Origin of the sequence: Streptomyces sp. SAJ15 (assembly GCF_007595705.1) — a bacterium.
GTDB lineage: Bacteria > Actinomycetota > Actinomycetes > Streptomycetales > Streptomycetaceae > Streptomyces.
Map to the genome: position 1 here is coordinate 134,277 of NZ_NISY01000002.1, position 20,948 is coordinate 155,224.

A 20,948-nucleotide genomic window follows, 5' to 3' on the forward strand; every position below is an offset into this window, starting at 1 on the left:
GCGACCTGACCAAGGACGCGCCGCAGGCCACCACGTCTGTCGAGGACCCCATGTCCACTGCCACCTCCACGCGCCCGCCGAAGCAGGACTCCGCGCACCTCGCGCCACACGACGACCACGGCGCCGGCCGGGTCTCCGGCGGGCTGTTCGACCCCAAGCAGCTGGTCAAGTCGTTCCCCGACGCCTTCCGCAAGCTCGACCCGCGGGTGATGGCCAAGTCGCCCGTCATGTTCGTGGTCGAGATCGGCTCGGTGCTCACCACCGTGCTGGCCTGTCTGGACCCGGGAGACGGGTTCGGCTGGGCGATAGCGATATGGCTGTGGCTGACCGTCGTCTTCGCCAACCTGGCGGAGGCGGTGGCCGAGGGCCGCGGCAAGGCGCAGGCCGACACCCTGCGCAAGGCCAAGACCGACACCGTCGCGCGGCGGCTCGACGGCACCACCGAGGAGCAGGTGCCCGGCACCGAGCTGCGCGTCGGCGACCTGGTGGTCTGCGAGGCGGGCGACATCATCCCGGGCGACGGCGACGTCGTCGAGGGCGTGGCCTCCGTCGACGAGTCCGCGATCACCGGCGAGTCCGCGCCGGTCATCCGCGAGTCCGGCGGCGACCGCTCGGCCGTCACCGGTGGCACCAAGGTGCTCTCCGACCGCATCGTCATCAAGATCACGACCAAGCCGGGCGAGACCTTCATCGACCGGATGATCAACCTGGTCGAGGGCGCGGCGCGGCAGAAGACGCCGAACGAGATCGCGCTGAACATCCTGCTCGCCTCGCTCACCATCGTCTTCCTGCTGGCGGTCGTCACCCTCCAGCCGTTCGCGATCCACGCGGGCGCCGAGCAGACGATGATCGTGCTGACCGCGCTGTTGGTCTGCCTCATCCCGACCACCATCGGCGCGCTGCTCTCCGCGATCGGCATCGCCGGCATGGACCGGCTGGTGCAGCGCAACGTGCTGGCGATGTCCGGGCGGGCCGTCGAGGCCGCCGGCGACGTCTCCACGCTGCTGCTGGACAAGACCGGCACCATCACCTACGGCAACCGCCAGGCCGCGGAGTTCGTGCCCGTCAAGGGCACCACCGCCGCCGAGGTGGCGGACGCCGCCCAGCTCTCCTCGCTCGCCGACGAGACGCCCGAGGGCCGCTCGATCGTCGTGCTGGCCAAGGAGAGGTACGGGCTGCGTGAGCGGCACGAGGGCGAGCTCGTCGGCGCCGAGTGGGTGCCGTTCACCGCCCAGACCCGGATGTCGGGGGTCGACCTCGAAGAGGACGGCGTGGCCCGCAAGGTCCGCAAGGGCGCCACCGCCTCGATCCTCACCTGGGTCAAGGAACGCGGCGGCACCATAGCGGCCGACGCCGACCAGCTCGCCAGCCAGATCTCCGAGGCCGGCGGCACCCCGCTGCTCGTCGCGGAGGAGGACGAGCGCGGCGCCCGCGTCCTGGGCGTCATCTACCTCAAGGACGTTGTCAAGGACGGCATGCGGGAGCGGTTCGACGAGCTGCGCCGTATGGGCATCAAGACCGTCATGATCACGGGTGACAACCCGCTGACCGCCAAGGCGATCGCGGACGAGGCGGGCGTGGACGACTTCCTCGCCGAGGCCACGCCCGAGGACAAGATGGCGCTGATCAAGCGGGAGCAGGCCGGCGGCAAGCTGGTCGCGATGACCGGCGACGGCACCAACGACGCCCCGGCGCTGGCCCAGGCGGACGTGGGTGTGGCCATGAACACCGGCACCTCGGCCGCCAAGGAGGCCGGGAACATGGTGGACCTGGACTCCAACCCGACCAAGCTCATCGAGATCGTGGAGATCGGCAAGCAGCTGCTCATCACCCGCGGCGCCCTGACCACCTTCTCCATCGCCAACGACGTCGCGAAGTACTTCGCCATCATCCCGGCGATGTTCGCGGGAGTGGCGGGCTACGAGGGCCTGGACACCCTCAACGTCATGCGACTGGACTCGGCCGAGTCGGCGATCCTGTCCGCGGTGATCTTCAACGCGCTGATCATCGTCGCGTTGGTGCCGCTCGCCCTCAAGGGCGTGCGCTACCGCCCGATGAGCGCGGACAGGATGCTCCGCCGCAACCTGGGCCTCTACGGCCTGGGCGGCCTCGTCGCCCCGTTCATCGGCATCAAGCTCATCGACCTGCTCATCTCCCTCATCCCTGGCATCGGGTGACGACCATGAACAACTCCGTACGCAGCACAGCCCGGCTGGTGGGCGCGGGGCTCCGCGCGCTGCTCGTGCTCACGATCGTCTGCGGCGTGATCTACCCGCTGGTCGTCACGGGCATCGCCCAGGCCGCCTTCCACGACAAGGCCAACGGCTCCGAGGTGACGTCGGACGGCAAGGTCGTCGGCTCCGAGCTGATCGGTCAGAGCTTCAACCTGGACGAGAAGGACAAGGACGGGAACCCGCTGCCGGACCCCAAGTGGTTCCAGCCGCGGCCCTCGGCGGCGGGCACCAACGCCGTCAACACCCAGTACTCGATCGTCGTCTCCGGCGCCTCCAACCTGGCCGCCGACAGCAAGGTGCTGCTCCAGTCGGTCAAGGACCGCCGCAAGCAGGTGGCCGAGTTCAACGGCGTGCCGCAGAGCGAGGTGCCGGTCGACGCGATCACCGCCTCCGCCTCCGGCATCGACCCGCACATCTCCCCGGACTACGCGGAGCTCCAGGTCAAGCGGGTCGCCAAGGAGAACGACCTGCCGGCGGGCACGGTCGAGAAGCTGGTCGAGGACCACACCGACGGGCGGATCCTCGGCTTCATGGGCGAGCCCCGGGTGAACGTCCTCCGGCTCAACGTGGCGCTGAAGGAGCTCCTCGAGAAGTGACCGGGCCGCTCGGCGGCACACCGAGCACCCGACCCCGAGGGCGGGGCGGCGCGTCCACGGACGCCGCCGCCCCGCCCTCGGTCGTGTCGTGCGGAGCCCTTCCGCCCCACGCCCGGCCGTCCGCGGGTGCCGGGGACCGTCCGGCACGGCCCCGCGGCACTCCGTCGACGGTCACCAGACGTCGCCGTCCCGCCAGTCGCAGACCAGCTCGCCGTCCAGGGCGAGCGGGGCGGACAGCGGCAGCACATAGGTGGAGTCGTCGTCCTCCTCCGTGCGCTCCACGCCCTGGGGGGTGAGCGCCGAGGTCGGACCCTGCCAGCGCACCCAGCCCAGCGCCTCGTAGAAGGCGGCCGCGTCATCGGCCGCGGACAGCGCCGCCACCTCGTAGGCGCCGCGCAGCACCGGCTCCAGGGCCCGCATCACGGCCGCCCCGTACCCCTGGCGACGCAGCTCCTCGCGGACCGCGACCGCCTCCACATAGCCGGCGCGCAGCGCCCGCCCGCCGTGCACCAGCCGGCGCTGCACCACCGCGCCGTGCGCGGCCAGCACCCCGTCCCGCCACAGCAGGGCGTGCACACCGCCCAGGCCGTGGTCCCAGTCCTCGTCGTCGAAATCCCCCTCGAACGCCTCGTCCATCAGCGCGCGCACCGCGGCGAGCTCGGAGGCGTCCAGCTGCCAGGTGTGCGCGATCCGCACCTGTTCGTCTAAGTCCCGTACGTCGGTCATGGGCGCCATGCTGGCAGCGGTTCCGCGTCCGGGCGACGGAATATTCCGCGGATCGTGGCGGGAGGCGCGCCGGACAACGGGCGTCAGAACCGCGTCAATACCCGGCTCGGCGTCGCCCATCGCCCGGTTTGTCCCTCCTTGGAGTCGTACAGTCGAGCATGCGTGCGGCGAGAGCACGCCGAACAGCAGGGTGGCCGACCGGCCCGAGCACGAAGATGGGGCCATGGCACGCGGAAAGCTACGGATCTATCTGGGTGCGGCGCCCGGCGTCGGCAAGACCTACGCCATGCTCTCCGAAGGGCATCGCCGGGTGGAGCGCGGCACCGACCTCGTCGTCGCCTTCGTCGAGCACCACGGGCGACCCCGCACCGAGGTCATGCTGCACGGCCTGGAGGAGGTCCCGCGCCGCGAGATGGAGTACCGGGGGAGCACCTTCACCGAGATGGACGTGGACGCGGTGCTGCGCCGCCGCCCCGCCGTCGCCCTGGTCGACGAGCTCGCCCACACCAACGTCCCCGGCTCCCGCAACACCAAGCGCTGGCAGGACATCGAGGAACTGCTCCAGGCCGGCATCGACGTCGTCTCCACCGTCAACATCCAGCACCTGGAGTCGCTGGGCGACGTGGTGGAGTCGATAACGGGGGTGCGGCAGCGCGAGACCGTCCCCGACGAGGTGGTCCGCCGCGCCGACCAGATCGAACTGGTCGACATGTCGCCCCACGCGCTGCGCCGCCGCATGGCGCACGGCAACATCTACAAGGTCGACAAGGTCGACGCGGCGCTGTCCAACTACTTCCGCCCCGGCAACCTCACCGCCCTGCGCGAGCTGGCGCTGCTGTGGACCGCCGACCGGGTGGACGAGTACCTCCAGCAGTACCGCTCCGAGCACCGCGTCTCCACCATCTGGAGCGCCCGCGAGCGCATCGTCGTCGGCCTCACCGGAGGACCCGAGGGCCGGACGCTGATCCGGCGCGCCGCCCGGATGGCCGCCAAGGGCGCCGGCGGCGAGATCCTCGCCGTCTACATCGCCCGCAGCGACGGGCTCACCTCCGCCTCCCCCAAGGAACTGGCCGTGCAGCGCACCCTGGTGGAGGACCTGGGCGGCACCTTCCACCACGTCATAGGGGAGGACGTGCCCGACGCGCTGCTGGAGTTCGCCCGCGGCGTCAACGCCACCCAGATCGTGCTGGGCTCCAGCCGTCGCAAGTCCTGGCAGTACGTCTTCGGCCCCGGCGTGGGCGCCACCGTGGCCCGCGACTCGGGCCCCGACCTCGACGTGCACATCGTCACCCACGACGAGGTGGCCAAGGGCCGCGGGCTGCCGGTGGCGCGCGGCGCCCGGCTCGGCCGCTCCCGCATCCTGGCCGGCTGGCTGGTCGGCCTGGTGGGCCCGATACCGCTCACGCTGGCGCTGCGCCAGTTCGACCCCGGGCTCGGCCTCGCCAACGACATGCTGCTCTTCCTGTCGCTGACGGTGGCCGCCGCGCTGCTCGGCGGGCTGCTGCCGGCACTGGCCTCGGCCGCGTTCGGCTCGCTGCTGCTCAACTACTTCTTCACCCCGCCGCTGCACACCTGGACCATCGCCGACCCCAAGAACATCGTGGCGATAGTGATCTTCTTCGGGGTGGCCGTGTCGGTGGCATCCGTGGTGGACCTGGCCGCGCGCCGCACCCACCAGGCCGCCCGGCTGCGCGCCGAGTCCGAGGTGCTGTCCTTCCTGGCCGGCAGCGTGCTGCGCGGCGAGACCAGCCTGGAGGCGCTGCTGGAGCGGGTGCGGGAGACCTTCGCCATGGACTCCGTGGCGCTGCTGGAGCGGGCCAGCGACGTCGACCCGTGGACCTGCGCCGGCGCCGTCGGCGCCACCGACGGCGCGCCGCCCCCGGTCCGACCCGAGGACGCGGACGTCGACATGCCGGTGGGCGAGAAAATGGCCCTGGCCCTCAGCGGCCGGGTGCTGCCCGCCGAGGACCGCCGGGTGCTGGCGGCCTTCGCCGCCCAGGCCGTCGTCGTGCTAGACCGGCAGCGGCTGGTCGGCGAGGCCGAGAAGGCCCACGAGCTCGCCGAGGGCAACCGCATCCGCACCGCGCTGCTCGCCGCCGTCAGCCACGACCTGCGCACCCCGCTCGCCGGCATCAAGGCCGCGGTGACCTCGCTCCGCTCCGACGACGTGGCCTGGTCGGAGGAGGACGAGGCGGAGCTGCTGGCCGGCATCGAGGCGGGCGCCGACCGGCTGGACCACCTGGTCGGCAACCTGCTCGACATGTCCCGGCTGCAGACCGGCACCGTCACCCCGCTGATCCGGGAGATCGACCTGGACGAGGTGGTGCCGATGGCGCTGGTCGGCGTCCCCGACGACAGCGTCGTGCTGGACATCCCGGAGACCCTGCCGATGGTCGCGGTCGACCCCGGTCTGCTGGAGCGCAGCGTCGCCAACATCGTCGAGAACGCCGTCAAGTACAGCCCCGACGGCAAGCCCGTCCTGGTCTCCGCCAGCGCCCTGGGCGACCGGGTGGAGCTGCGCGTGGCCGACCGGGGGCCGGGCGTCCCGGACAGCGCCAAGGACCGCATCTTCGAGCCCTTCCAGCGGTACGGTGACGCCCCGCGCGGCGCCGGCGTCGGCCTCGGGCTCGCCGTGGCCCGCGGCTTCGCCGAGACCATGGGCGGCCAGCTGGCCGCCGAGGACACCCCCGGCGGCGGCATGACCATGGTGCTGTCGCTGCGGGCGGCGCCGGGTCGCCCACCGGTCCGCCCCGACCTGCCGGCGCAGGCCACCTCATGACCCGCTCACAACAGAAGAACAGAAAGGCAGGCCCCGAATGAACCGGGTGCTCGTGGTGGACGACGAGCCGCAGATCGTGCGCGCCCTCGTGATCAACCTCAAGGCACGCAAGTACGAGGTCGACGCCGCCCCCGACGGAGCCACCGCCCTCCAGCTCGCCGCCGCCCGCCACCCGGACGTCGTCGTGCTCGACCTGGGCCTGCCGGACATGGACGGCGTCGAGGTGATCAAGGGGCTACGCGGCTGGACCCGGGTGCCGATCCTGGTCCTCTCCGCCCGGCAGACCTCCGACGAGAAGGTGGAGGCGCTCGACGCCGGCGCCGACGACTACGTCACCAAGCCGTTCGGCATGGACGAGCTGCTGGCCCGACTGCGGGCGGCGGTGCGCCGCGCCGAGCCCAGCGGCCACAGCGAGGACGCCGTCGTGGTGACGACGGACGCGTTCAGCGTCGACCTCGCCGCCAAGAAGGTCGACCGCGGCGGCCGCGACGTCCGGCTCACCCCGACCGAGTGGCACCTGCTGGAGGTCCTGGTCCGCAACGCCGGCCGACTGGTCAGCCAGAAGCAGCTCCTCCAGGAGGTCTGGGGCCCCTCCTACGGCACCGAGACCAACTACCTGCGCGTCTACATGGCCCAGCTGCGCCGCAAGCTGGAGGCGGACCCCTCGCACCCGCGGCACTTCATCACCGAGCCGGGGATGGGCTACCGCTTCGAGGGGTGAGTCTCCGGTCCCCGGGCTGGAGGCCGGGGGCCGAACCCCGGCCGGCGCGGCGCCCGGGGGCCCAGGAGCAGGGGCTCAGCCGGGGTCCGCGAGGTCCGTGGGCGTCGCCGCGGCGCACCGGTACGCTGGCCGTATGAGTGCCGTACCCCGACCCGACAAGCCCGCCGGCCGCTTTCGGCGCATGCTCGACCGGCTGTCGAGCTCTCAGGAGGAGCTCCACTCCGCGGAGCTGGAGCAGGACGCGGAGGCGACGGGCTGCACCAAGATCGGCGAATGCGGCGACCGGCAGATCGTCAAGGTGACCGGTACACTCCGCACGGTCACCCTGCGGCCCCGGGCCGGCGTGCCCGCCCTGGAGGCGGAGCTGTACGACGGCACCGCGGCCCTGGACGTGGTGTGGCTGGGCCGGCGCTCGATCATCGGGATAGAGCCGGGCCGCAAGATGATCGCCACCGGCCGGATCTCCATGAGCCACGGACGGCGGGTGCTGTTCAACCCCAAGTACGAGCTCCGACCGCTCGGACAGGAGTAGCCGGTGACGTCTCACGACACCTCGACCCCGGAGGACCAGGGCGCCGCGGCCGCGCACGGCGCCGCCCAGAGCCGGGCGGCCGCCGACACCGCGCTGCTGGAGGCGTTCGGCGGGATCCGGGGCATGGTGGACACCACCGTGCCCGGCCTGGTCTTCGTCCTGATCTACACGATCAAGCGCGACATCCACCTGGCGGCCATGGCGGCGCTCGGCCTCACCATGGTGCTCGCCGTGGCCCGGCTGGTGCGCAAGGAGACCCTGAAGCACGCGTTCAGCGGCGTCTTCGGGGTGGCCTTCGGCGCGATCTTCGCGATGATGTCCGGCGACGCCAAGAACTTCTACCTGCCCGGCATGCTCTACACGCTGGGGCTGGCGATCGCGTACATCCTCTCGGCGATCTTCCGCTATCCGCTGATCGGCGTGCTGCTCGGCCCGATGCTCAAGGAGAACCTCTCCTGGCGCACCCGCAACCCGGGCCGCTTCACCGCCTACACCAGGGCCACCTGGGCGTGGGGGCTGATCCTGCTCGCCAAGTCGGCCATCCTCTTCCCGCTGTACTGGTGGGGCGACGCCACCCAGCTGGGCTGGGTCAAGGTCTGCCTCGGCATCCCGCCGTTCCTGCTCTGCGTCTATCTGACCTGGATCTTCCTGGCCAAGGCGCCGCCGCCGATCGATGTGATCGCGGAGATGGAGGCGGAAGAGCGGGCCGCCGCGGCCCGTGAGGGCGCCGCCGCGGCGGGGGAGAAGACGGAGCGGGACACGGCGCCGGAGCGCGCCTGAGCGCTGCGCGTGCTCTTCCCCACCGTGAGCCGCTCTGGGCCCGCGCGGGCCCGCTCCCGGCATCCCGAGCGCGGTGGCCGAGCCTTGGGGCGGATTGCGGTCGGTTCGGCACCGCCGGTCTGCGCCGTTGGGCTTCCCGCCGTCGCGGCGGGATGATGTCCCGTACCCGCGTCGTGGAAAGGGCCGGGCCCGGAACCCCCAGGGGTCCCGGGCCCGGCCCTTCGCGTAGCGGCCCGGCCCGTCAGCCGGTGGTCTCCCGGCGGACCGACAGCAGGTCCTCCAGCTGCTCCTCGCGTGCCGGCGCGGCGACGAACAGGAGCTCGTCCCCGGCCTCCAGGACGTCGTCCTTGCTGGGCGTCAGCACCCGGGTGCCGCGGATGATGGTCACCAGGCTGGTGTCCTGCGGCCAGTCCACCTCGCCGACCCGGGTCCCGGCCAGCGCCGCCTCCGGCGGCAGCGTGAGCTCGACCAGGTTGGCGTCGCCATGGCTGAAGCGCAGCAGCCGCACCAGGTCGCCGACGCTCACCGCCTCCTCGACGAGGGCGGACATCAGACGCGGCGTGGAGACCGCGACATCGACGCCCCAGGACTCGTTGAAGAGCCACTCGTTCTTGGGGTTGTTCACCCGGGCGACCACCCGCGGCACCCCGTACTCGGTCTTGGCGAGCAGCGAGACCACCAGGTTGACCTTGTCGTCGCCGGTCGCCGCGATGACCACGTTGCAGCGCTGCAGCGCCGCCTCGTCCAGCGAGGTGATCTCGCAGGCGTCGGCGAGCAGCCACTCCGCCTGCGGCACCCGCTCCACCGAGATGGCGGTGGGCGCCTTGTCGATCAGCAGCACCTCGTGGCCGTTCTCCAGCAGCTCACCGGCGATGGAACGGCCCACCGCGCCGGCCCCGGCAATCGCGACCCGCATCAGTGACCGCCCTCCTCGGGCCCCTCGGCAAAGGCGGCCTCGACCTTCTCGACCTCGTCCGTACGCATCATGACGTGCACGAGGTCGCCCTCCTGCAACACCGTCTGCGACGTCGGCAGCATCGCTTCGCCCAGACGGGTGAGGAACGCCACCCGGACCCCGGTCTCCTCCTGGAGCCGGCTGACCTTGTGGCCGATCCACTTCGGCGAGGTGTGCACCTCGGCGAGCTGCACGCCGCCGCTGGGGTCGCGCCACAGCGGCTCGGCGCCGGACGGCAGCAGCCGCCGCAGCATCTGGTCGGCGGTCCAGCGCACGGTGGCCACGGTCGGGATGCCCAGCCGCTGGTAGACCTCGGCGCGGCGCGGGTCGTAGATCCGGGCCGCGACGTTCTCGATGCCGAACATCTCGCGGGCCACCCGGGCGGCGATGATGTTGGAGTTGTCGCCGCTGCTGACCGCGGCGAACGCGCCGGCTTCCTCGATGCCGGCCTCGCGCAGCGTGTCCTGGTCGAAACCGACGCCGGTGACGCGCCGCCCGCCGAAGCCCGCGCCGAGCCTGCGGAAGGCCGTCGGGTCCTGGTCGACCACCGCGACGGTGTGGCCCTGGGACTCCAGGGTCTGGGCGAGGGCGGCGCCGACGCGACCGCAGCCCATGATGACGATGTGCACGTCCGCTACCTCGCACCTTCCCTTAGCGCTGTGACCTGCACAGACATCGTTCACTTTCCTTCCGCACTACGGACTGTCTCGGCCACCACGCTACCTGGCATCCAGGCGGGCGCATCCACGGCTGCTTCCGCGCGCCCCTGACGAGTCCTCCCGTTTGCCCCCGGGTGTGGCCTCTGCCTCAGCAACTCGCAATTTGTGACGGGGACCGGACACATGGTCACCAGCGTGGCTAGGATGATCGTCGAATTCCGCTTCTGGACTCCTGAATCCCCCCGTCCATGAGGAACTGATGACAGATCACATATCGGAGGTGGTGACCTGGTGCCTGGGTGCGGCTCTGCTCGTCGCCCTGGTTCTGCTGCTGCGCCAGCGCCAGATCACCACCTCCGTGCGAAAGCACAGTGCCACCCTGGAAGGCAACCTACGGGCGCGTGACGAGGAGATACAGCACCTGGTCTCGGTTCGGTTGCCGGCCGTCGCGGATTCGGTGGGCAGACCGGTCCCGCTGCCCGGCCTCCGCGACGAACGGCTCGCGGGAACCGCGTACGCACAGAGTCTCCAACTGGCGAGCGACCTGTTCGCCAAGGCCGTCGACAAGGCCCAGGCCAAGGCCGATGTCGCGGCGAAGGCGGCGCTCAAGGCGTCGATGAGGGCCCTCCAGGGACTCGCCCACGAACAGCAGCTCTCGATCTCCGAGATGCAGGACCGGCACGACAACCCCGACGTCCTCCGCGACCTGCTGGAGATCGACCACGCCAACTCCCAGTTCGGCCGCCGCGCCCAGGCCATCGCGGTGCTCTGCGGCTCCTGGCCCGGCCGCCAGCGCGCCTCCTCCTCGCTGACCGACGTGGTCCGCGGCGCCACCTCCCGCATCCGCGACTACCGCCGGGTGCAGGTGCACACCCAGATCGACATCGCCGTGGTCAGCCGGGCCGTCGAGCCGGTGGTGCTGGCCGTGGCCGAGCTGCTCGACAACGCCGCCCGCCACTCGCAGCCCAACACCAAGGTCGAGGTCAGCCTGCAGCCGGTGCACAACGGCGCCTGCGTGGTGATCGACGACGCGGGCGTCGGCATGGACGGGCAGGAGGTGAAGCGGGCCCAGTCCTGGCTGGCGGCCCAGCGCCCGGTGGACGTCGCCCGGCTCGGCGATCCGCCCCAGTTCGGCTTCCCCGTCATCGGCGTGCTCGCCGCGCGCTACGGCTTCAGCGTCTCGGTGGACACCCGCTCGCCCTACGGCGGTGTGCGCGCCGTGCTGTTCCTGCCCAGCGCGCTGCTGACCCACCTGGAGGACGACCGGAGCGCACCGATGACCGCCGCCGCCCAGCCCGCCGGCGCGTCCGCGGCGCCCGCCGGCCAGGGCCGGCACGCCGCTCCGCGGCCGGCCGCCCACGAGGCCCAGCCCGCCGCCCGGCCGGCCGCGCCGCAACCCGCCTCGCCGCTCGGCCATCCGCCGCTGACCGACGACGTACCCCGCAGCTACCCGTCCACGGCCGGCGGGTTGCCCAAGCGGCGGCGCCGGCAGCCCACCGCCACGGCGCAGGAACGGTCGCTGACCCCGGCCGCCGACGACTGGCCGATCGCGGCCGCCCAGCGGGCCGAGGCCGCGCAGGCGGCCGGCGCCGAGGAGCCCGGCACGGGCTCCCACCGCGTCCGCTCGGCGGAGGAGACCGCACGCCGCATGGGCGCCTTCGCGCGCGGAACCCGGTCGGGTCGCGCCGAGGCCCCGGACGAAGCCCCCCACCACGACGAAGGGAACCGCCAGGCATGAACGACCACATGAACAACGAGCTGGGCTGGATGCTCGACGAGGTCGTCAAGATGCCGGAGGCGCGGCACGCGATCCTGCTCTCCGCGGACGGCATGCTCCGGGCCCACTCCGAGGGCATCGACCGGGACGACGCCGAGCGACAGGCCGCGGCCCTCTCCGGCCTCCAGTCGATCAGCCGCTCCACCTCGGAGTTCTGCGAGCGCCAGGAGACCCCCTGGCGGCAGACGCTGGTCGAGTTCGTCGGCGGCTACATCTTCCTGATCGCGGCCGGCCCCGGCGCCTATCTGGCGGTCTCCGCCAGCGAGAACGTCGACATGGAGGCGGTCACCTACCGCATGCAGAAGCTGGTCGACCGGCTCGGCAAGGAACTCACCACGCCACCGCGGCAGGACACGGCCTGGCAGGGGATCGGCAGCCGGGCATGACCCCGCCGCGGCGTCAGGAGCGAGGGCTGGTGCGGCCGTACGTCGTCACCGACGGCCGTGCCCACCCGACCCGCAACACCTTCGACCTGGTCACGCTGGTGATGGCGCGCGGCGACCGGCCGCTGGGCGGACTCAGCCCGGAGAAGCGCGAGCTCATGGAGCTGTGTCTGGGCGGAGCGCTCTCGGTCGCCGAGATCGCCGGCCACCTCCACCTGCCGGTGAGCGTCACCAAGGTCCTGCTCGGCGACCTCGTGGACAGCGGCCACCTCACCACCCGGTCCCCCATCCCCTCGGCGCAACTGCCCGAGGCCCAGCTTCTGCAGGAGGTGCTCGATGGACTCCGCGCTCGCCTCTGACAACGGCGTCTATCTGCGTCAGACCGTACGAACCGCCGCCAAGCTGCTGGTCGTCGGGCACTTCGCCGTCGGCAAGACGACCTTCGTCGGCTCGCTGTCGGAGATCCGGCCGCTGCGCACCGAGGAGACCATGACCCAGGCCGGCGCGCTCGTCGACGACCTGGCCGGCATCAAGGACAAGACCACCACCACCGTCGCCATGGACTTCGGGCGGCTCACCCTCAGCGACTCGCTGGTCCTGTACCTGTTCGGCGCGCCCGGGCAGCAGCGCTTCACCCGGCTGTGGCAGGACATGACGCGCGGCGCGCTGGGCGCGCTGGTGCTCGCCGACACCCGCCGCCTGGAGCAGTCCTTCGACGTGATGGGTCTGCTGGAGGAGCACGGGCTGCCGTACGCCGTCGCCGTCAACCACTTCGACGGCGCCCCGGTGCACGCCGAGGAGGAGATTCGCGAGGCGCTCGACCTGCTTCCGGAGACCCCGCTGGTCACCTGCGACGCCCGCGACCGGACCTCCTCCACCAAGGCACTCATCGCGCTCGTCCAGTACCTGCACTCCCGTTCCGCCTCTTCCCAGGAGCATGTGTGACCTACCGTCCTGACGCCGGCGTCGCGCCGCCCCCCGGCTGCCCCGCGCACGCCGGCGGACCGGGGCACGCCGGCGCCGGCGTGCCGATCTACGGACCCGACTTCGCGGCCGATCCGCACAGCGTCTACGCCCGGCTGCGACAGTACGGCCCGGTGGTCCCGGTCGAGCTGGCCCCCGGGGTGCAGGCCAACCTCGTGCTCGGCTACCAGGCGGCGCTGGAGGTGCTGCGCAGCCCGGAGAAGTTCGGCAAGGACGCCCGCCGCTGGAAGGCACTGGCGGACGGCCGGGTTCCGCCGGACAGCCCGGTGGTGCCGATGATGCACTACCGCCCCAACTGCCTGTTCTCCGACGGCGAGGCGCACCGCCGGCTGCGGTCCGCGGTCACCGACAGCATGGAGCGGGTCGACCCCAACGCGATGCGCGGTTACGTCGAGCACGCCGCGGACACCCTCATCGACCGCTTCGCCCCCACCGGCCAGGCGGACCTGCTCGGCGAGTACGCCAAGATCCTGCCGCTGCTCGTCTTCAACCAGGTCTTCGGCTGCCCGCCGGCGCTGGGGGAACGACTGGTGGAGGGCATGTCCGGGATCTTCGACGGCGTCGACGCCGAGCGGGCCAACGCCCTGCTCACCGAGACGCTGCTGGAGCTGGTCGCCCTCAAGCGGCGGCACCCCGGCCCGGACATCATCTCCTGGATGATGGCGCACCCGGTGCGGCTCAGCGACGAGGAGATGATCCACCAGCTGGTCGTCCTCATGGGCGCCGGCACCCAGCCGCAGCAGAACCTGATCGCCAACGCGCTGCGGCTGCTCCTCTCCGACGAGCGCTTCGCCGGCGACCTCGCCGGCGGCAGCCTGCCGGTGGACGACGCGCTGGACGAGGTGCTGTGGCTGGACCCCCCGATGGCCAACTACGCCGTGCACTACCCGCTGCACGACATGGACTTCGCCGGGGTCCGGCTGCGCGAGGGCGAACCGGTGGTCGTCAGCCTCGCGGCCGCCAACAACGACCCGGTCCTCGCCTCCGACCACCGCACCGGCAACCGCGCCCACCTGGCCTGGAGCGCCGGCCCGCATGTCTGCCCCGCCAAGGACTCGGCCCGGCTGGCCGCCGGGATCGCGGTCGAGAAGCTGCTGGACCGCATCCCGGACATGGAGCTCGCCGTCCCGGCGCACCAGCTCCAGTGGCGACCCGGCCCCTTCCACCGCGCCATGACCGCGCTGCCGGTCCGCTTCCCCCCGGTACCGCTGACGGTGACGACGCCGCTGCCGACGCCGGCGCCGGTCTCCGAGACCGTACCCGCGCGTGACCACATCGACGAGAACTTCGGAGTGAGCCGATGGAACGCCAGTTCAGCCAGTCAGGACCTGTTGTCATCGACCCCACCGGCCGCGATATCCACGCGGAGGCCGCCCGCATCCGCGCCCAGGGGCCGGCGACGCGCGTGGAGCTCCCTGGCGGCGTGGTGGCGTGGGCGATAACCGAGCAGACCCTGCTCAAGGAGCTGCTCATCGACCCCCGGGTCTCCAAGGACCCGCGGCAGCACTGGCCGAAGTGGATCAACGGTGAGGTCTCCCCGGAGTGGCCGCTGTTCACCTGGGTCGCGGTGCAGAACATGTTCACGGCGTACGGCGGGGACCACAAGCGGCTCCGCGGCCTGGTCTCCAAGGCGTTCACCGGCAAGCGCACCGCGGCGCTCCGCCCGCGCATCGAGCAGATCGTCACCGACCTGCTGGACGACCTGGCCGCCGCCCCCGAGGGCGAGCTGGTGGACCTGCGCGAGGGGTACGCGTACCCGATCCCCATCCAGGTGATCTGCGAGCTGTTCGGCATCAACGACGAGGACACCCGCGAGGGCCTGCGCCGCTGCGTGGACTCGATCTTCCACACCTCCGCCGACCCGGCCGAGGTCACCGCCACCTACGCCGAGGTCTACGCCATCCTGGGCGGGCTCGTCGCCGAGAAGCGCCAGAAGCCGGCCGACGACCTCACCACCGGCCTGATCGCCGCCCGGGAGGAGGACGGGGACTCCCGGCTCACCGAGCAGGAGATGGTCGACACCCTGCTGCTGATGATCAGCGCCGGCCACGAGACCACCGTCAACCTCCTCGACAACGCCATCCACCTGCTGCTCACCCACCCCGACCAGCTCGCGCTGGTCCGCTCCGGGAAGGCGAGCTGGGACGACGTGATCGACGAGGCGCTGCGGCTGGAGGCGCCGGTGGCGAACCTGCCGCTGCGCTACGCGGTGGAGGACATCGAGCTCGCCGACGGCACCGTCCTCGCCAAGGGTGACGCGATTCTCATCGCGTACGCCGCCGCGGGGCGGGACACCGCGCTGCACGGCGAGGACGCCGACCGCTTCGACATCACCCGGGAGGTCAAGGACCACCTGGCCTTCGGCCACGGCGTGCACTACTGCCTGGGCGTGACCCTGGCCCGGCTGGAGGCCACCATCGCCCTCCCGGCGCTCTTCGAGCGCTTCCCGGGGCTGTCGCTGGAGGTCCCGGAGGAGGGGCTCCAGCACGTCGAGTCCTTCATCTCCAATGGTCACCGGGGCCTTCCGGCCCGACTCGGCTGATCGTTTCCGCTGATCGTTCCGGCTGATCGGCTCCCCTGATCGCCGGGCCGCGTTCGCCGGCCGTTCGCGCGCCCGACCGCCACACCTTGGGGTGGCGGTTGGGCGCAGGTCTTGACGAGCGCTTACGATCCTCTCCGTGTCCAAACTGACCGACATCCCGAAACGGATACTGATCGGCCGGGCGCTGCGCAGCGACAAGCTGGGAGAAACCCTCCTCCCCAAGCGCATAGCCCTGCCGGTCTTCGCCTCCGACCCGCTGTCCTCCGTGGCGTACGCACCCGGCGAGGTGCTGCTCGTCCTGTCCGTGGCGGGAGTGTCGGCCTACAGCTACAGCCCGTGGATCGCCGTCGCGGTCGTCGTGCTCATGTTCACGGTGGTCGCGTCCTACCGGCAGAACGTGCACGCCTATCCGAGCGGCGGCGGCGACTACGAGGTCGCCAACGTCAACCTCGGCCCCCGGGCCGGACTGACGGTGGCCAGCGCGCTCCTCGTGGACTACGTGCTCACCGTCGCGGTGTCGATCTCCTCGGGCGTGGAGAACCTCGGCTCGGCGGTCCCGTTCGTGGTCGAGCACAAGGAACTCTCCGCGGTCGCGATCATCCTGCTGCTGACGCTGATGAACCTGCGCGGCGTGCGGGAGTCCGGGAAGCTCTTCTCGATCCCCACCTATGTCTTCGTCGCCGGCGTCTTCCTGCTTCTGGCCTGGGGCGCCTACCGCGGTCTGGTCCGCGGCGACGACATGAACGCCCCCACCGCCGGCTACGAGATCCAGCCCGAGCACACCGGCCTCGCCGGCTTCGCGCTGGTCTTCCTGCTGTTGCGGGCCTTCTCCTCCGGCTGTGCCGCGCTCACCGGCGTCGAGGCGATCAGCAACGGCGTGCCCGCGTTCCGCAAGCCCAAGAGCAGGAACGCCGCCACCACGCTGGCCCTGATGGGCGGCCTCGCCGTCACCATGTTCTGCGGCATCATCGCGCTGGCCATGGCCACCGACGTGAAGATGGCCGAGAACCCGGCGCACGACCTGCTCAAGGACGGCAAGCCGGTCGGCGAGGACTACACCCAGAACCCGGTGATCTCGCAGGTCGCGGCCGCCGTCTTCGGCGACGGCACCTTCATGTTCGTGGTGCTGGCCGCGGCCACCGCCCTGGTGCTGTTCCTGGCCGCCAACACCGCGTACAACGGCTTCCCGCTGCTGGGCTCGATCCTCGCCCAGGACCGCTATCTGCCCCGCCAGCTGCACACCCGCGGCGACCGGCTCGCCTTCTCCAACGGCATCGTGCTGCTGGCCGGCGCCGCCGCCGTGCTGGTCTACATCTACGGCGCGGACTCCACCAAGCTCATCCAGCTCTACATCGTCGGCGTCTTCGTCTCCTTCACGCTCAGCCAGACCGGCATGGTGCGGCACTGGAACCGCCACCTGCGCACCGAGCGCGACCCGGCGGCCCGCCGGCGCATGATCCGCTCCCGCGCGATCAACACCTTCGGCGCCTTCTTCACCGGCCTGGTGCTGGTCGTGGTGCTGCTCACGAAGTTCACCCACGGCGCCTGGGTGGCGCTGCTGGGCATGGTGATCTTCTACGTCACCATGTCCGCGATCCGCCGCCACTACGACGGCGTCGCCGAGGAGCTGACGGCCGACGACGCCCCGTACGACGACGCCGTCCGCCCCTCCCGGGTGCACGCCATCGTTCTCGTCTCCAAGATCCACAAGCCGACGCTGCGGGCCCTGGCCTACGCCAAGCTCATGCGCTCGGACAAGCTGGAGGCGGTGAGCGTCGGAGTCGACGCCGCGGAGACCAAGGCCCTCCAGACCGAGTGGCACGAGCGCGGCCTCGACGTCCCGCTGAAGGTCCTCGACTCGCCCTACCGCGAGATCACCCGACCCGTGATCGACTACGTCAAGAGCCTCCGCCGGGAGAGCCCGCGCGACGTGGTCAGCGTCTACATCCCGGAGTACGTGGTCGGCCGCTGGTACGAGCACCTCCTCCACAACCAGAGCGCGCTCCGCCTCAAGGGCCGCCTGCTTTTCACCCCCGGTGTGATGGTCACCTCCGTCCCCTGGCAGCTCGACTCCTCCGAGCTCGCCCGCAAGCGCGCCCGCAAGCGGGCCGAGTGGAACGCTCCGGGCTCGGTGCGACGGGGACCGGTACCGGTGCAGCAGGCGCAGCCCAAGGAGGAGAAAAAGGCGGCGGTCAAGAAGTAGTGCGCGGGTGGGAGGCGCCCCCGGCGGGCGCCTCCCATCGGCCTGTGAGCGTGACGGACACCCTCGGAGCGTCTCGGCGGTCACGGAGGGCCCGGCACGGGACGTAGACTGGACGGCTGTCGTCGACTGGACGGCTGTCGTCCCCCTCACGTACTGGAGCCACCCCGCCATGCGATCCGAAGCCTCGGCAGCCCACGCGTCTCTGGTAGGCGAGGAGTACGAGGTCGAGGTGGGCCCGGTGGCACACGGCGGCCACTGCATCGCCCGCACCGCCGAGGGACGGGTGCTGTTCGTACGCCACAGCCTGCCCGGTGAGCGCGTGATCGCCCGGGTCACCGAGGGCGAGGAGCACTCGCGCTTCCTGCGGGCGGACGCCGTGCGGGTGCTGGAGCCGGCCAAGGACCGGGTCGAGGCCCCCTGCCCGTTCTCCGGCCCCGGCCGGTGCGGCGGCTGCGACTGGCAGCACGTGGCCCCGGGCGCGCAGCGCCGCTTCAAGGGCGCGGTCGTCGCCGAGCAGCTGGCGCGGCTGGCCGGGCTCACCCCGGAGCAGGCCGGCTGGGACGGCACCGTGGAGCCGGCCCCGGGGGACAAGCTGCCCAAGGGCGAGGTCCCGGCCTGGCGCACCCGGGTGCAGTACGCGGTCGACGACGAGGGCCGGGCGGGCCTGCGCAAGCACCGCTCGCACGAGGTCGTCCCCGTCGACCACTGCATGATCGCGGCGCCCGGGGTGACCGAGCTGGGCGTGGAGCGCCGCTCGTGGCCGCAGATGGACACGGTGGAGGCGATCGCCGCCACCGGCTCCAACGACCGCCAGGTCGTCCTGACCCCGCGCCCCGGCGGCCGGCTGCCGCTGGTCGAGCTGGACAAGCCGGTCTCGGTGCTGCGGGTCGACGAGAAGACCGGCGGCGTGCACCGCGTCCACGGCCGCCCCTTCGTCCGCGAGCGGGCCGTCGACCGCACCTGGCGCGTCGGCGCCGGCGGCTTCTGGCAGGTCCACCCCCAGGCGGCCGGCCTCCTGGTCGAGGCCGTCATGCAGGGCCTCATGCCGCGCAAGGGCGAGACGGCCCTGGACCTCTACTGCGGCGTCGGCCTCTTCGCGGGCGCCCTGGCCGAGCGGGTCGGCGACACGGGTGCCGTCCTCGGCATCGAGTCCGGCAAGCGCGCCGTCGAGGACGCCCGCCACAACCTGGCCGACCTGGACCGCGTCCGCATCGAGCAGGGCAAGGTCGAACAGGTCCTGCCCCGCACCGGCATCACCGAGGCCGACCTCGTCGTCCTCGACCCACCCCGAGCCGGCGCCGGCGCCCAGACCGTCCGCCACCTCACCACCCTCGGCGCCCGCCGCATCGCCTACGTAGCCTGCGATCCCGCCGCCCTGGCGAGGGACCTGAAGTACTTCGGCGAGTCGGGGTACCGGGTGCGGCGGATGCGGGCGTTCGATCTCTTTCCGATGACGCACCATGTGGAGTGCGTGGCGGTGCTGGAGCCGGCCGCGAAGGGGTCCTGACCTGCGGTTTTGATGGGTGTGCATGATGTGCGCTATGGGCGTTACGGGCGATATCTTGACGCTCAAATGACGCTCTGCGAGGCGTCTTGACGCTCATTTGACGCTCGTTCTGATGGGGCATCAGGTCTATCGCGTCGCTGTTCAGGTGGGCTCCTGGTTTCGTAGGCGTGGCGGGCTGCCGGGGACATCGGGGCCGTTCGCCCAGCCATCACCGTCACCGGCTCACAGCCCCGAGTCAGCCTGTCTGCTGTCCAGGCGCGGTCTTGGGCGACGTCAGCCGCCAGCGCCACCAGCCAAGTAAGCAGTTGTCCGGGTGATGCGACCGGCCATGGGCCGCCCGGGGGAGCGGGCTCGGCCGGCCCGGCCGACGGGGCCTCCAGTGCGCCCTGCTCCGCTCGGCCAGGCCCGGCCAGCCCGGCTCCGGACCCCTGACCGGGAGGGCGCCGGCCCAGCGGAGCAGGACGTTGCCGCCTCCCCTGGGGCGCCAGAGCGCAGGCCCTCCACCAGCCTCCCTATGGCGATCGCGTACTTTGACGACCACGATGTCCGCTACACGGCCGACAGTTGGATGAGTGTTCCTTCCTCACGACTGCTTCGGAACCAGAAGCACACACGCGACACGCGAATTGCACCTAAGTCGTATGTCCGTATTCAGCAACTCTGTTACTCGATGCTCACCCACAGAGGAGTGAGCGGTAGGCTGTTTACACTGCTCAAGCAGCGTGGCGGTCGCCCTCCGGGGCGACCGAGGGTCGCAACATCGTCTGGACCTCGGACCCGGACGCCTGAAGCAGGGGTGGCGGTCGCCCTCCGGGGCGACCGAGGATCGGAACACCTCCCGCTCCAGAGCGGCGACCTTGCGGGCGAGGTGGCGGTCGCCCTCCGGGGCGACCGAGGATCGCAACCCTCCCTCGACGACTACGACCTCTCCGGCATCCGCCGTGGCGGTCGTCCTCCGGGACGACCGAGGATCGCAACACCAACGCCTTCGGGCCGAGCGGCCAGACGTGCACCGTGGCGGTCGCCCTTCGGGGCGATCGAGGATCGCAATGCACAACCACGTCGGTGGCCAGGGTGTGGCGGCCTCTTGGCGGTTGTCTTGGGAGGCTGTTGATCGGTGAGTTGCACGTGCTGTGCCATCGGGTCTTAGGCGCTCCTGCTGGCTTTGACCCGGATGCTGGAGAGGTGGTGCTGTCAGGTCAACAGGAATGGGACGGCTTCGCGGCTCGGTGTTCGCAGTGTGGGTTAGGCATTTTTTTGGGGGGGCTGATTCGGGTCTGTGGCCGGTTGGTGGCCGAAGGTGCGGATACGGTCTTGGTCTCGTCGCGGAGGGCGCCGTGCGCCTGGTGGGGGAGGAGACGGGGTAGTGGCGGGTGTGTTGTATGCGCACAGCCTGAGTGGTGTCTCGGGGGTGCGGCACACGCTGAAGGACCACTTGCGTGGCTCGGCTGCGTTGGCGCGGCGTTTCGGGGAGGTGTTCGGGGCCGGGGAGTTGGCGGAGTATCTGGCCTTGGTGCACGACGTGGGCAAGGGGGCGTGTGCGTGGCAGGACGGGCTCCGGGCCGTCGAG

Annotated in this window: 17 protein-coding genes and 1 CRISPR repeat array; of the genes, 14 read left to right on the forward strand and 3 right to left on the reverse strand. The window is 71.5% G+C overall.

The features are described from left to right. Positions 1–50 precede the first annotated feature (50 nt). Both kdpB and kdpC read left to right on the forward strand, forming a co-directional pair. Complete coding sequence (kdpB, locus tag CD790_RS06140) at positions 51–2,177, forward strand: potassium-transporting ATPase subunit KdpB (RefSeq protein WP_186318950.1); 2,127 nt, start codon at positions 51–53, stop codon at positions 2,175–2,177. A gap of 5 nt (positions 2,178–2,182) precedes the next feature. Then, the gene (gene kdpC / locus CD790_RS06145; RefSeq protein ID WP_144382023.1) at positions 2,183–2,830 is read left to right on the forward strand and encodes a potassium-transporting ATPase subunit KdpC; all 648 of its coding nucleotides are present in this window, start codon (positions 2,183–2,185) and stop codon (positions 2,828–2,830) included. 171 nt (positions 2,831–3,001) lie between these two features. On the opposite strand, the gene CD790_RS06150 is transcribed toward kdpC, so the two are convergent. Continuing rightward, positions 3,002–3,556, reverse strand: a complete 555-nt coding sequence (locus CD790_RS06150; protein WP_144382024.1) for a GNAT family N-acetyltransferase — start codon at positions 3,554–3,556, stop codon at positions 3,002–3,004. Between the two features lie 223 nt (positions 3,557–3,779). Between CD790_RS06150 and CD790_RS06155 the strand changes: the two genes are divergently transcribed. The 4 genes from CD790_RS06155 (at position 3,780) to CD790_RS06170 (ending at position 8,368) form a co-directional block, all read left to right on the forward strand. After that, on the forward strand, positions 3,780–6,335 hold the full coding sequence (locus CD790_RS06155; RefSeq protein ID WP_144382025.1) for a sensor histidine kinase KdpD: 2,556 nt from the start codon (positions 3,780–3,782) through the stop codon (positions 6,333–6,335). Between the two features lie 37 nt (positions 6,336–6,372). Then, positions 6,373–7,056: a response regulator gene (locus tag CD790_RS06160; protein ID WP_144382026.1), complete on the forward strand. Its 684-nt coding sequence runs from the start codon at positions 6,373–6,375 to the stop codon at positions 7,054–7,056. A 133-nt stretch (positions 7,057–7,189) separates the two neighbouring features. Then, complete coding sequence (locus CD790_RS06165; protein ID WP_186318899.1) at positions 7,190–7,588, forward strand: OB-fold nucleic acid binding domain-containing protein; 399 nt, start codon at positions 7,190–7,192, stop codon at positions 7,586–7,588. A gap of 3 nt (positions 7,589–7,591) precedes the next feature. Next, positions 7,592–8,368 (forward strand): DUF3159 domain-containing protein, encoded by a 777-nt coding sequence (locus CD790_RS06170; RefSeq protein WP_144382028.1) that lies wholly within the window; start codon positions 7,592–7,594, stop codon positions 8,366–8,368. Between the two features lie 241 nt (positions 8,369–8,609). Here the strand turns inward: CD790_RS06170 and CD790_RS06175 are convergent, their stop codons facing one another. Together CD790_RS06175 and CD790_RS06180 are read right to left on the reverse strand one after the other, a co-directional pair. Continuing rightward, positions 8,610–9,284, reverse strand: coding sequence for a TrkA family potassium uptake protein (locus CD790_RS06175; RefSeq protein WP_144382029.1), 675 nt, complete (start codon positions 9,282–9,284; stop codon positions 8,610–8,612). Next, complete coding sequence (locus CD790_RS06180) at positions 9,284–9,952, reverse strand: TrkA family potassium uptake protein (protein ID WP_144382030.1); 669 nt, start codon at positions 9,950–9,952, stop codon at positions 9,284–9,286. Before CD790_RS06180 ends, CD790_RS06175 begins: the two co-directional genes overlap by 1 nt. A 289-nt stretch (positions 9,953–10,241) precedes the next feature. On the opposite strand from CD790_RS06180, the gene CD790_RS06185 reads away from it, so the two are divergent. From CD790_RS06185 to CD790_RS06220, 8 genes are all read left to right on the forward strand, one after another. After that, positions 10,242–11,720 carry an ATP-binding protein gene (locus CD790_RS06185; protein WP_144382031.1) on the forward strand — a complete coding sequence of 493 codons (1,479 nt, stop codon included), beginning with the start codon at positions 10,242–10,244 and terminating at the stop codon, positions 11,718–11,720. Further along, positions 11,717–12,145, forward strand: coding sequence for a roadblock/LC7 domain-containing protein (locus tag CD790_RS06190; protein WP_144382032.1), 429 nt, complete (start codon positions 11,717–11,719; stop codon positions 12,143–12,145). Before CD790_RS06185 ends, CD790_RS06190 begins: the two co-directional genes overlap by 4 nt. Next, positions 12,142–12,501, forward strand: a complete 360-nt coding sequence (locus tag CD790_RS06195; RefSeq protein ID WP_144382033.1) for a DUF742 domain-containing protein — start codon at positions 12,142–12,144, stop codon at positions 12,499–12,501. Before CD790_RS06190 ends, CD790_RS06195 begins: the two co-directional genes overlap by 4 nt. After that, on the forward strand, positions 12,479–13,087 hold the full coding sequence (locus CD790_RS06200) for an ATP/GTP-binding protein (protein ID WP_144382034.1): 609 nt from the start codon (positions 12,479–12,481) through the stop codon (positions 13,085–13,087). Before CD790_RS06195 ends, CD790_RS06200 begins: the two co-directional genes overlap by 23 nt. Then, on the forward strand, positions 13,084–14,568 hold the full coding sequence (locus tag CD790_RS06205; protein WP_260867367.1) for a cytochrome P450: 1,485 nt from the start codon (positions 13,084–13,086) through the stop codon (positions 14,566–14,568). Before CD790_RS06200 ends, CD790_RS06205 begins: the two co-directional genes overlap by 4 nt. Further along, positions 14,532–15,668 (forward strand): cytochrome P450, encoded by a 1,137-nt coding sequence (locus CD790_RS06210; protein WP_260867368.1) that lies wholly within the window; start codon positions 14,532–14,534, stop codon positions 15,666–15,668. The genes CD790_RS06205 and CD790_RS06210 overlap by 37 nt, the downstream gene beginning before the upstream one ends. Before the next feature lie 136 nt (positions 15,669–15,804). Next, positions 15,805–17,871: an APC family permease gene (locus CD790_RS06215; RefSeq protein ID WP_144382036.1), complete on the forward strand. Its 2,067-nt coding sequence runs from the start codon at positions 15,805–15,807 to the stop codon at positions 17,869–17,871. A gap of 169 nt (positions 17,872–18,040) precedes the next feature. Next, entirely contained in the window at positions 18,041–19,378 is a 1,338-nt protein-coding gene (locus CD790_RS06220) for a class I SAM-dependent RNA methyltransferase (RefSeq protein ID WP_144382037.1), read from the forward strand. Positions 19,379–20,100: 722 nt separating this feature from the next. Next, a CRISPR array of direct repeats spans positions 20,101–20,429; the repeat unit is 37 nt; unit sequence GTGGCGGTCGCCCTCCGGGGCGACCGAGGATCGCAAC. Positions 20,430–20,948 lie beyond the last annotated feature (519 nt).